Below are 13,548 nucleotides of genomic sequence, written 5' to 3' on the forward strand. Positions count from 1 at the left end.
CTTTATTCACGCTGGGTAAACCAAATAAACTAATTTCACTTACTCTAAAAAAAATTTAAAAATTATTTGATAATATTTAATCGCAACCAGCTTACTAAGTAATCCCGTATAAAAAAATATAAACTTCAATATAAAAATATATTTTATTTTAACCATAAATAAAAAACCCACCGAAAATCAGTGGGTTTTATTCTTTTTAATTTTATTAATTTAAATTAAAAGCTTTGTGAATAACGGAAGTACCATTGACGACCAATATCAAAACCACCGTAGTAAGAGTAGGTTGAGCTAGGGCCAGAATACATAATTGGGCCTTGCTTATCAAAAACGTTATTAGCGCCAATTGATAATTTTGATTCCCAAGGCGTATTGTAAGTTAACTGTAAATCATTAAACGTTGTAGAACCTACTTTGTTTTTCGGTGTTATGGCGCCATTAGTCCATTCACGTTTGAACTCTGGATCACTACATCTATCGTCAAAGTAACAATCTTCGCGCATTGATGAGAAATAACGGATGCCCCAGTTTGCACTAAAGTCACCATATGACCAATTAAGTCCCAAGCTTGAACGAACTCTGAAAGTGTCTTCATGACCAACATCAGACTCTACTTTAGTTTCTGGCTCATTTGTTGATTTTGAATCATATTTAAGTAAATAAGTACTATCCATAGTAGCTCTAAAATCACCAAACTCAGTTTCGAATGCATAAGCTAACGCAAGATCAATACCTGATGTTTCAGTAAAGCCTGCATTACGAGTACCATAAGTTAGGTCATTAACGATAGAGTTACTTGGATCACGCGAGAACATAGCACAACGTGATTCATCACCACCAATATAACAATCTTTTAATATTTCATTTGGTGAATCAGATACAACAGTATCAGTGATTTTAATACTCCACCAGTCAAGAATAATATCTAAATTTTCAACATAGCTTGGATTGTATACAAAACCAATTGTTTTGCTAGTTGATTCTTCAGGCTGTAAAAACTCATTTGAACCACTGTTAAATGGTACAGGTGTTTGCGCAGCAGGTCCGGTTGTTGGAACGAAACCTTGTTGCAACTGACGATAATTTGCAGGTACATCTTGTAAACAGCGCGCTGAACCAGCTGCAGAACCATATACAGAATCACAAGGATCTATAAATCCTGTTGTAAATGTTTGAGAACTACCGCCATACAAATCACTTATTGTAGGAGCTCTGAAGCCTTCAGACCAAGTACCACGAACTAATAAATCATCAATTGGTCGCCATTCAATACCCACTTTACTATTAGTTGTATCACCAAAAGTACTGTAATCAGAATAGCGTGTTGCCAGGTTAACACTTAATGACTTTGCACCAGCTACATCAGATAAAATAGGGATATTTAATTCACCATACACTTCTGTTACATCGTATTTACCACCAGTTGCACCAGACGCAAGAGTTGTACTTTCACCTAATTGAGCAAGTGCATCAGGGTTATACTGCCCTGTTTCTTTACGGTATTCACTACCAAGAGCGAAGGTTAAACCACCCGCAGGTAACTCAGCAATTAAACCACTGATATTTGCAAAATACATGGTTGTTTGTGTTTCACCACGATAATGAAGAGTCGGGTATAGAAAATCTTGTACATTTGGATCAGCTAAAGAATTTGTTACAGGGCCTGCACCAAAGCCAGCTAATGGATTCCATGCTGTACATTCAGCAGAAGAAATCGGGTCAGCTTCTGTCCCACATTGTACTTGGCCAGATGCATTTAAAAATGAAGGTCCTGTTGCAGCTGCAATTGCAGGCTTATAAAAATTACCATTATCAATTTGAAGTGTTGAACTTTTACTATAAACACCACCTACATCCCAATCGAAATAACGATCGGCTAATTCAAAAGAGCCTTCGAGTGCGGCCGTAAAGCGTAATGTATCTTGATTACTCTCAGTTGTACGGGGAACTTCCCAGCCACGACGGGTAAATGATACATCTTCACCAACAGGGTTAAAGTAGCTATCTGCACTTAGTACAATACCATCCGAAGCAGATTGATATGGGTAACCTGCAACTTGACGATTTGCTTTACGTTCACTGTAACCAATATCACTGGTAAAGTTAATGTCATCAGTTAGCGCATAATTTGAACTAATATAAAGTGAACGTGCACTAAGAGGTGTTTCTAAGTGCATTTGTTGTTGTGATATACTTGAACCATTTTCATAAGTTTGTGGTTCAAAATCATCAAATGAACTTGCATTGCCTGGACGCTTTGCAACGTACCATTGGTCATTATAGTTAAAACGACCATATTGACCAACTAAAGTACGGTTATTTGGGATATCGTACCCAGGGTATGAGACTTCCGAGAATGAACGGTCTTTAGCCCAAACATCACCTTCATCACGCCACTCAGCGCCTAAAGTTATAGAGCCACGATCACCTGAGATACCAGTAACCATACTAACATTTTTTTTCTCGCCATCGCCTTCATCGTATTCAGCACCATAAACAGTAAATTCAAGGCCTTCAAAGTTCTTGCGAGTTATAATATTTACAACACCAGCCATTGCATCTGAGCCATACATTGCTGACGCACCATCTTTTAATACATCAATACGTTCAACCATTCCCATTGGAATAGCTGATAAATCTTGGTATCCAGAGGTCGTAATACCTAAACGCTTACCATTAATGAGTACTAAAGTTCTGCCTGTTCCTAGATTACGAAGGTTAACATAGTTACCACCAACATTCTCACCAGAAACTAACGGCTCAGAACGGCTGATAGGTGGCGAACCTGCTGCTGACATATTTTCAAGAAGATCAATAACTGAAGTAAAACCTTGATTCGCGATATCTTCACGGCTGATCGTTTGAATTGGCTGCGCAGTTTCAAGATCTGTAGAACGAATACGTGAGCCAGTAACCTGAATACGCTCAACTTTTTCTACGCCTTCCTCAGCAGCAATCGAGCTTGCTGAAAACGCAGCGGTTGAAGCCGCACCAAAAGCGATCGCTAAGCGAACAGCCTTTGAAACTTTATTATTTAACATTTGATTCTCCCTGGGTCATATTTATATATGATTTTATTAGTTTTAATTGCTAGAAATTGAGTACTTAAGTGCCAATATATGACACTAAGTACCTAAATGAGCAATGTGATACTAATATTAGAGATGACCAAAGGTCAACAGTTATTTAACCTGAAAATCAATAGTTTTACAGATAAAGAACAAATAAATTCAAGAAAGTTACATTATAACCAATTGTTTTATCTAGAAATAAAGCTTTTATTTATGCTTATAAGGTGATTTCCTTTAAAAAAATAACCATGTAAAAAACCAGTTCTAACTCAATAATTTATAACAAAATCAATAAAAAGTTATGCAATAGGTTGCTTAGTAATGATATCAAAAGCGTTTATGGTGCCTCTAATACTTTCTGAGTTAGTGTTTTGTATCGCGAAAAATTAAATCTATCCTCTACATTACGTAAAAAAAGCCCTAATAGATCGGGCTTTTGTTAACTTTAATTTAATGATTTATAAACCCATTAAAACTTCAAATTTACACTCATGTGGATAAAGCGACCCAATGTATCGTAAAATCCAGCAACTGTGTTTGCATTTGAAGCAATAGTATTACCCACCATTGGAGGTTCTTTATCGAAGATATTATTCATACCACCAGTAAACGTTACATGTTCGTTAATAGAGTAACTACCAGATAAGTCGATAAAACTATAAGAACCTATACCACCGTTTTCAATTAATGAGGCATCTGCTGTTCCATCGTAGTCAATACCACCATAGTAACGCCATTTAGCTCCTACACGCCAGTCATCACGGATGTAATTAACGTTAGCAGTATGACGCCATTTAGGCGAAGCAAAACAGTCTGTATTAATATTACCGGCACAGTCATAAGCTAAGGTTGAATCACCTAAGATAGGTTCAACTTCTTTCTTCATGCTGTAGTAACCGTTAATGTCAAACTTCAAGCTTGCATTTTCTAGATCCATTGAGTAGGCAGCTGTAGCATCAATCCCTTCCCACGTTCTACCACCAATATTATCACTTAGGTTTGTTACAAAACCTGCTTGACCTAACCAAAGGCTACCAGATGGACTACGAGTAATGTTATTACAGAAAAATTCATCACCAGTTTCAGCACAGTTGTTTAATATACGCTCTGCGCCTACTGTACCAATAACCTTTTCGATTTCAATTTTGAAGTAATCAACAGAGAAGTTAAAGTTTTCAAAAGGAGAAGCAACTAAACCAATTGTAAGCGTTTCACCTTCTTCTGGTTGAAGTGCTGGGTTACCACCAGATAGCTGGTTATATTGTCCTGCAGGTGACTCACCAATACTTCCGTATTGTGAATCATTCACGCCAGCATTAGCACATTGGCTTGCTGAGTACGCTGGTCTGTCAGCTGCATCGGCTGCTGTAGGATCACCAGCACAACCGTCTGCACCACTCCAAAGGCCAATACTTTGAGCAGCAAATAACTCACCTACGTTAGGAGCACGTACAACTTTCGCAAAGCTAGTTCTAAATTTGTATGTGTCTGCAAGAGTATAGTCAACACCAATTGAGTAAGTAGTATCTGAACCAGTTGTTGAATAATCAGACCAACGAGCTGCTGCTGAAACATTTAATTCATCTAAGACTGGGATTTGTAACTCACCGTAAACTTCGTTCACGTCAATTGCACCGTATAGGCTTGGTGAAGGTCCACCTTGACCTAATAATTGACCTTCTTCGTAAACTGTGTCTGATACACGTTCGTAATCTTGTTCACGACGCTCAACACCGAATACAGCGCCTATAGGAAGAGATGCCGTAGGAAGAGTCCAATCAAACTCACCACTAATATAACCACTGTAAATAACTTGAGTTACTAGACCCGTTTGAGTACCTACACCTGCAAGTTGAGCTGCTTGCTCTGGTGTTACACCACCAAGTTCAAATACGTTGTAGTATAAACAACCATCTGCCTCATCACATTCAGTCCCTACAGCACCAACGCGAGGAGCTATTTTCGGTGAAAGCAAGTCATTTTTGTAAACAGAGCTTGAAGTCGTTGCAGAGTAGTTGTAGCTAACATCGTATGACCAGTTATCACTCAGTTCACCTTCCATACCCGTTAGTATTCTGTATGACGAATGCTCTAAGTTATCTGAACGAGGGCCACCTTCTACATTACGTTTACCAATGTATGCAACAAATTGATCAGTTCCATCTTGACTGAATAAGCCTTGAAGCTGCTGCTTTTGAGCATCAGATAATAAAGGGTTATTGTAATCAAATAAAATCTCTTCATTATAGAACGTACCTGATTCAGCAATCTGACCTGCTGTTCTATTATGCATGAAAGAGAACTCTAAATATGGACGGAAAGTTTCATTGATTTCATAATCAATGAAAGTACCTAGAGTAAAACGCTCATTTGGTCTTAAAAAGTGATTAACTGGAGCATAGTTGTAACGATAACCATCGTCCTCTCTAAAACCTGTACCATTTGGATCTAGGTAACCGTAAAAATTTTGTTTGTAATCAACTTCACCATCAACCACGGGGTAGATATCAAAAAATGGGTTTGGAGTTGTACCAGAACCACCACAAGATTGACCCGCGCCATTTAGTGCACAAGATGAATAATCTCGAGAGCCCTGTAACAGTTCAGTTTGACGGTTGTAAGTTACATAACCTACAGCGTGACCTTTGCTGCCATCGAATCCACCACCAACAGTAAAATCTATGCTGTAAGACTTACCATCGATACCTGTACTACCTGTATCGTATTCAAAGCCTTTCTCATCCATCAAACCTTGAATGTATTTGTTATCATTATTGTGTTGATAACCAGAAGTACCTACGTTAAGAGAAATACCTTCGAACTGATCATCCATTACAAAGTTAACAACACCAGCAACAGCATCAGCACCGTAAACAGCAGCTGCACCACCAGTTAAAACATCTACTCGCTTAATCAGTGATGAAGGAATTTGATTTATATCAGCAACTTGAGATGTGATACTACCAGCTTGCATTCTTCGGCCGTTAATCAAAACTAAAGTTCTGTTTGAACCTAGACCACGTAAATCTACTGTTGCAGTACCTGTTGCGCCATTCGCTAAAAATGAACTTTCTGCAGCTTCAATTTGTGGCAACTGATTCAAGATATCTTCAACACGAGTGAAACCGCTTAGTTTAATCTCTTCTGCAGTCATTACAGTAACTGGGCTAGATGTCTCTAAATCTGTCCGCTTAATGCGAGAACCTGTTACTTGAATACGTTCAACTTTTTCAACGCCATCTTTTTCTTCTGCAGCAAATGAGCTGGCAGAAAACGCAGCTGTTGACACTGCACCAAAAGCGATCGCTAAGCGAACTGCCTTTGAAACTTTATTATTTAACATTTGATTCTCCCTGGACCACTATATTGTGGATTATTTTTATTTAGCTTTTGTAAACTATCGCAACAATTATGTTGCAAACGCATCACGATACTAAACAAAAAAAACCAATATGCCAACATTTGTTCACATTAATTTAATTTAACCGGCATAAAAACCCAGACAATGCAATAAAACGGTACAAAAACGATTAAAATAGCAACAATATATTTTAATAACACTTTCAAAAGTACACTTTTTAGCAACAAAAAAATTAACAATACCGATATTTGGAACTATTTAAATAAGTTGTAATTGTGCTTTATTGGGCGAATTGAAATCTTTATTCAAGGGAAGAAGGATCATTTGTGCGATTGGTTTGAGTTGTTTTTCGACATAAATTGCATAGTCATATTTTTGACTTGTCTGGGTTTGCTGCACGTTTGCATAGAGCTCTGCACCAACATGAGTGTATACATATTCAACAATTTGGCCTTTATTAATAACAAATTCAGGGTGAGTTGCTTGGTGTTTTTTGACAGCTTGGACTTGAGGTGGGATATTTTTTTGATAATCAGCCAAGTGTTGGCCGAGTTTTTTTCTGTATACGAGTTTGTCGTCAAATTCCCCAGCATACAAACGGGTAATGTAACTTTCAATAATAGGGGTTAACATTTCAACAGTAAAACTGTCGCTGAATAAAGTTTCAAATAGTTCGGTTTGAAATTCATGCGCTAATTCTGTCCAGTCACTTCGCACGGTTTCCATACCTTTAAAAATTAATTCTTTTTTATCATCTCCTTGTACCTGGCCAACATAACGTTTTTTTGAACCAGTGGTTTTGCCACGGATAGTCGGCATAAAAAATGGGCTATAAAGTGTTTCGAATTCTATTTCTAAATAACTTTGTGTCGCAAAGCGCTGTTTTATTGTTTGCTGCCATTTTTCATTAATAGTATTAGCTAATTGCTTGCCAATTTCTTTGCAGTTATCTGAATCAAGTTCATCTGGTAGGCTCACAAATGTTGAATCGGTATCACCATAAATAACAGTATAGCCAAGCTCTTCGATCCACAGTCTGCTGGTTTGCATTATTTCATGACCACGCAAAGTAATAGAGCTTGATAAGCGTGGATCGTAAAAACGACACCCCTTTGAGCCTAACACGCCGTATAAACTGTTCATGATGATTTTTATAGCTTGCGACAGCATGGGCTGAGCAGTATTTTTTGCGTGTTGCCTTGATGAGGCTAACTTTTTTATTAAATTAGGAAGGTGATGCTCAGTGCGAGAAAAAAAAGCGTCTTTAAAACCTGCAATCGCGTTATCAGGCTCCTCTAAGCCGCGAATTAACCCAAGCGGATCAATACAAAACGTTTGCATAATCGATGGATACAAGCTTTTAAAATCCAACACGATAACATTTTTATAAAGCCCAGGAATTGACTCCATCACAAAACCGCCTGGGCTTTCAAACGATAAGCCATGATCGCCTAGATTCGGTGCAACATAACCGCTTCGATGCAATAACGGTAAATATAAGTTAGTAAAAGCAGCCACTGAGCCACCCATTCGTTCTAACTCTAATCCTGTTAACTGCGTGCGAACAATAGCAAATTCAATGAGTTTTAACTTTGCAAAGATACGATTAACTAACACACAATCTTGACGATTATACGCCGCTAGCGAGAGCTTATCTTCATTATATTGACGAATAATTTCACTCAAGCGGTTATCGCTTTGGATTAACTTTTTCTCGCCTAGTATTTTATGGCTCACATTAGCCAGTGAGAAACTATCAAAATGATAAGTAGCATTTTTTAGCGTATCTATGCCATCGATAACACAGCGCCCAGGCAGAGTTAAACGGGTAAAATGTCCTTCTCTGATCTGTAATTGACCATTACCTCGACCCAATAATAATTTAACGCCAAGGGCATCCGCGCGTCGATTAAGTACATTAAAATCAAATTCAATGACGTTCCAACCAATAATAATGTCAGGATCTGCTTGTTGTACCAGCTGTTGTAATTGAGTCAGCAAATCAATTTCATCATGGCACCAATGAATAGTCTGTTCACTCTGTTGTGGCTCGCCAACCATAATAACGCAATCAATCCCCTCACCTACTAAACCAACTGAAAACAACACGCCTTCACCACTGCACTCAATATCCAATGACAGCGTTTTAAAACGTGGTTTATACGAATCAGCTGCTTTTAGCTGGGCATTGTCGATTTGGATAAAGCCAGCTTGTTGAGTAACGTCGCCTGTCACCCACACCCCACCTCGAATAAAACGCTCCATTAAAAAGCGATCGCTGTGGCGTACATCACCTTCATATACTGTGATCTGGTTTTCTAGGGGTTGGTTTTCTAAAAGCTGCCTTGCTTGATATAACGCTTGTGAGCTTGAAAAATAGCAAGCGATGCATTGTTCGCCACTAAAGTGTTTAATCGCAACGTCTTTAAATTCGACATTGATATTGTGCTTTGATAACAACTGAGCAGCTAAAGCACGTTGTTTTATTAAAATAAAAAATATCGCTTGTTGATTTGGCACTAACACTTTTATCGGACCGTGATCAGAGCTTAGCCAATAGCACAGTGTGATCCCGCTATGGCGGCTATACTTATCAGCAGAATATTGTTGCCTAGAAAGTATAAAGCCTTGATAGATTGCTTGTGTCAATGTTCGATCCCAATTAATATACAGCACTGTGATTATATACATACTTTAGGTTATTAACCCATGCTTTCTGATGCATTAAAAACGACGATAAGAAAAATTCACAAGCATGTGGCCGATAACCTCAGTGATTATCGCCCTCGCAGTAGCCAAAATTACTTAGTAGCCGAAATTGCAAAAACACTGGCGGGCGAGTACCACAAAAAACAGCGGATCTGCGTTATTGAAGCAGGTACAGGTACGGGTAAATCGCTGGCTTATTGTTTAGGCGCATTACCGCTGGCGCTTGCACAAAAAAAGAAGTTAATTATTTCTACTGCAACGGTAGCCCTTCAAGAGCAATTAATAAGTAAAGAACTCCCCTTTTTTAAAAAACATTCAGGCCTTGATTTCAAGTTTGATTTAGTCAAAGGCCGCCAGCGCTACCTATGTGCTCACAAACTACATAACGCGGTCAACGGTGATAATCAAACGCAAATGGACTTTATGCCCACCCTTACTTCGCCACTGAGTGCGATGGAAACTAAATGTTTGCAGCAACTCTATGATACTTACACCAATAAAAAGTGGCAAGGCGATCGAGACAGCTGGGCAGATACTATCCCTGATCGCGTTTGGGGATTAATTGCTTGCGATAAACATGCTTGTCAACGACAAATGAAAGCACATCAAACCTGCCCTTTTCAACTTGCTCGTCAACGCTTGATGCAAATGGATGTATTAGTGATTAACCATTCATTATTATTAGCTGATCTTGATTTAGGTGGCGGGAAAATTTTGCCCGAGCCAGATAATAGTATTTACGTTATTGATGAAGCTCATCATCTTGCTCATATTACGCGTGACTTTTCATCTGCCGCAGCGACGATTAAAGGCACCATTGATTGGCTTGATAAACTCACTAAATTTAGTGGCAAAATGGCCAAAGTATTAGTAGGTCAAAAAGCCATTGGGCAAAATTTTAAGCTCTGTGACAGTATTAATGATGCCAATAAAGACTTAAAAGTTGTTCGCGATATTTTGGATAATGCCGATTTTAACTATTCAAAAGACGATACATACCGATTTGAACATGGTGAAATACCTGAATCGTTACACGCTAAAGCCAAAGATATCAGCGAGGCGACCCTCGATGCTCTGCGCTGCTTAAATAAAATGCACGATACCTTAGTACAAGATGTCAGTGATGGTGATATCAAACCCTATGTTGCCGATCCTATTTTAGGCGAAAGCGGTCATTACATTAATCGTTTAGAGCAACTAAACAAACTTTGGTATAGCTACGCCACCAAGGGTGAAGGCACACCACATGCGCGTTGGATAAAGCGTTTAGAATACAAAAACCATCACGACCATCTACTCAGCGATTGCCCTATTGAAGTTGGCTACTATTTAAAAGATAAACTGTGGCGACAATGTGCCGGTGCTGTTTTATGCTCAGCGACCCTGACTGCACTTGGTTCATTCGATCATTTTGCTTACGAAAGCGGTCTTACAAAAGAAGAAGGTGTAAAATACTTAAAAGTACCTTCTCCGTTTGATTATCCTAATCAGGCCACTTTGCACATACCAACATCACACATCGAGCCGACCGATAAAGAATTTAGTGATCATCTGGCCAAAGTATTGCCGGATCACTTAAATGCACAACATGCTAATTTAGTGTTGTTTGCGTCTTACTGGCAAATGGATCATGTAGTAAAAGCCTTGCGCGCTAAAAACCTCGACATTTTAGTACAAGGTGAAATGTCCCGTGAAGCACTATTAAAACAACACACAAAAAATATAGATGCAGGCAAAGGCAGTATTTTATTTGGCACCCAGAGTTTGTCGGAAGGGCTAGATTTACCCGGTAAATACCTTGAGAACTTAGTGATCACTAAAATTCCATTCGCGGTACCCACCTCCCCTATTGAAGAGGCACAAGCAGAGTTTGTACAAAGTAAAGGGGGTAATCCGTTTTTATCTATCACGGTGCCTGATGCGGCTAAGAAATTAGTGCAAAGCTGTGGTAGACTGCTGCGTAAAGAGAACGATCAAGGGCGCATTACAATCCTAGATCGCCGTTTAGTGACCAAGCGATATGGCAAAGCCATGCTTGACACATTACCACCCTTTAAAAGACAAATAGATTATTAATGTTTGAACTTGCACTAGACCCAACAACCTGGGCACTTCTTTGCGCAGTGGCACTTGCCGCAGGCTTTATAGACGCAATAGCCGGTGGTGGTGGCATGTTAACCGTGCCAGCACTTTTAACAGCAGGATTGCCGCCCCATTTAACACTTGGCACTAACAAATTAGCTGCTAGCTTTGGCTCACTCACCGCAAGTGTTACTTACTTCCGTAAGCAATTATTTAATCCTCAATTTTGGGCAGCGTCAATTATAGCAACCGCCATTGGCGCTTTACTTGGTACCCTTATTGTTGACTACCTGAGTATTGAATTTTTAAACAAACTACTGCCTATTGTTATCATTATGGTAGCCTGCTACAGCTTATTTGGCAGTTTAAGTACGGTAGAACATGATCAATTACCACCATTGAACAAAACAACAAAAATAAAACAATGGTTGCAAGGCTTAAGCTTAGGCTTTTTTGATGGCTTGGCAGGCCCTGGTACCGGCACTTTTTGGACTGCGTCAAATAGCTTACTGTATAAAATGAGTTTACTGCTAAACTGTGGTTTAGCCCGTTCAATGAATTTTGTGTCAAATTTTGTATCACTGATCACTTTTGTAGCGCTTGGTCATGTTAACTTTTTACTCGGCATCACAATGGGCTTCTTTTTGATGTTTGGAGCCTGGCTTGGAGCTCATTCAGCAATTCGGTTTGGCAGTAAGTTTATTCGTCCTGTTTTTAATACTGTGGTGATAATTTTAGCGTTAAAACTAATTTACGAGGCTTATTTATAAAATGCGAACAGCTTCTTTTGATAAGCTTTGCCAACAAGTTGCAACCTTAAAGCAGCATGCTGAGCAATTTGATAAAGCCAAGTTATTTGCTAAAAACCGCTATATGCAGGCACAACCCAGTTTATTTGACCGAGGTGTGTTTACTACTAAAAGCATGAAATTAGTTGATTATGTGTTAGAAATTGAAGATGAAGTTAATAGCCTTCCACCACTGGAGCGTCGCCATGCTCATAATTATGCTTTAGAGCGTATCGGTAATCAGGTGCAAGCCGTATTTAACGTCATTAAATCAACCCCTATTTGGGAAAAAGAAAACAAAAGCACTTACAAACCCCGTAGTAAAACCTATAATAAATCGGCACCTTACCAACCAGCTGTAAAACAAATTATGCAACCCGCCCATGAGCTATATGACGAACTCAAACAAAATCATGAGTTCGAGCGTCGCTTAGTGCTAATGGTTGAAGAATGTAAGCTAAGAATGCAAAATGTGGGTCCTGTAAAAGCAAAAGCCATTAATTTAGAGATCCTTGCTCTTCATGGCCGCCTTGGTCGCTGCCGTAAGGCAATATCTGCCACCGAAGAAAAAATTCAAATAGTTGAAAAACAACAATTACGCTAGCTATGACTGTTTTTTATCATCCACTATACTCTGCGCTTGAACTGCCTGTACGCCATCGTTTTCCAATCGCTAAATATAAATTGCTAAAACAAGAAATTGCAGAGCTTGGTTTTACTGACTTTATTAGCCCAAATAAAGCGACTAATGAACAGCTCCAGCTTTGCCACAGCCATGAGTATGTTGAACGCTTTATTAGCGGGCAGTTAACTGACAAAGAAATAAAGAAAATGGGTTTCCCATGGTCAAATCAACTGGTAGAGCGCACTTTATTTTCTGTTGGTGCAAGTATTCAAGCCGCTGAATACGCTTTAACAACGCAGCTGGCGGTAAATCTCAGCGGCGGATATCATCATGCTTATAATGCTTACGGCAGTGGTTTTTGTATTTTCAACGACCTCGTGGTTGCCGCCGCTCACCTCATTAACACTGAGCAAGCATCAACGGTGCTGATTTTTGATTGTGATGTACACCAAGGTGATGGCACAGCCGAAATTTGTGGCTCTCTTGATGGAGTGATTAGCTGTTCGATTCATTGTCAGCAAAACTTTCCACGTTTAAAGCAGCATTCTGATTATGATTTCTCACTCAACACTGGCTGCAGCGATAATGAATATTTAAAAACAGTCGCTAATGCCTTGGCTTTTTGTATCCGTCTTCATCAGCCTGATATTATTTTATATAACGCCGGAGCTGATATTTGTAGCCAAGACGAATTAGGCTATTTTGATGTTAGTTTAGTGGGTGTATATCAACGCGATTCGCTGGTTTTAGCAACCTGCAAACAGCACTCAATTCCTTTAATGTGCGCGCTCGGTGGCGGTTATCAGCGAGATACACAAAAGTTAGTTGAGGTTCATAAGCTGCTTTTTCAAGCGATTGTCGATTTATACCCGCACTTGGTATAAACTAAAAACAGCTTAATACTACTAAGGTAGA

At 39.1% G+C, this 13,548-nt stretch carries 7 protein-coding genes; 4 read left to right on the top strand and 3 right to left on the bottom strand.

The genetic code is table 11. The features are described from left to right. Nucleotides 1–215 precede the first annotated feature (215 nt). The 3 genes from FW757_RS13645 to FW757_RS13655 form a co-directional block, all read right to left on the bottom strand. A complete protein-coding gene (locus FW757_RS13645) occupies nt 216–3,038 on the bottom strand; it encodes a TonB-dependent receptor domain-containing protein (RefSeq protein ID WP_404699334.1) in 2,823 nt (940 codons plus the stop codon). Between the two features lie 499 nt (nt 3,039–3,537). Continuing rightward, nucleotides 3,538–6,411 (bottom strand): TonB-dependent receptor domain-containing protein, encoded by a 2,874-nt coding sequence (locus tag FW757_RS13650; RefSeq protein ID WP_182718403.1) that lies wholly within the window; start codon nt 6,409–6,411, stop codon nt 3,538–3,540. 276 nt (nt 6,412–6,687) lie between these two features. Further along, entirely contained in the window at nt 6,688–9,078 is a 2,391-nt protein-coding gene (locus FW757_RS13655; RefSeq protein ID WP_182767870.1) for a DNA polymerase II, read from the bottom strand. A gap of 60 nt (nt 9,079–9,138) precedes the next feature. Here FW757_RS13655 and dinG point away from each other — a divergent pair, with 60 nt between their 5' ends. The 4 genes from dinG to FW757_RS13675 are packed head-to-tail and all read left to right on the top strand — an operon-like array spanning nt 9,139 to nt 13,517. Continuing rightward, nucleotides 9,139–11,214, top strand: coding sequence for an ATP-dependent DNA helicase DinG (gene dinG / locus FW757_RS13660; protein WP_182739955.1), 2,076 nt, complete (start codon nt 9,139–9,141; stop codon nt 11,212–11,214). Continuing rightward, the gene (locus FW757_RS13665) at nt 11,214–11,990 is read left to right on the top strand and encodes a sulfite exporter TauE/SafE family protein (protein WP_182718406.1); all 777 of its coding nucleotides are present in this window, start codon (nt 11,214–11,216) and stop codon (nt 11,988–11,990) included. The genes dinG and FW757_RS13665 overlap by 1 nt, the downstream gene beginning before the upstream one ends. 1 nt (nt 11,991) lies before the next feature. Beyond that, the gene (locus FW757_RS13670; RefSeq protein WP_446441339.1) at nt 11,992–12,612 is read left to right on the top strand and encodes a primosomal replication protein; all 621 of its coding nucleotides are present in this window, start codon (nt 11,992–11,994) and stop codon (nt 12,610–12,612) included. 2 nt (nt 12,613–12,614) lie between these two features. Next, the gene (locus tag FW757_RS13675; protein WP_446441340.1) at nt 12,615–13,517 is read left to right on the top strand and encodes a histone deacetylase family protein; all 903 of its coding nucleotides are present in this window, start codon (nt 12,615–12,617) and stop codon (nt 13,515–13,517) included. The last annotated feature ends 31 nt before the right edge of the window (nt 13,518–13,548 follow it).

It is taken from the genome of Pseudoalteromonas sp. 1181_04 (assembly GCF_052850545.1).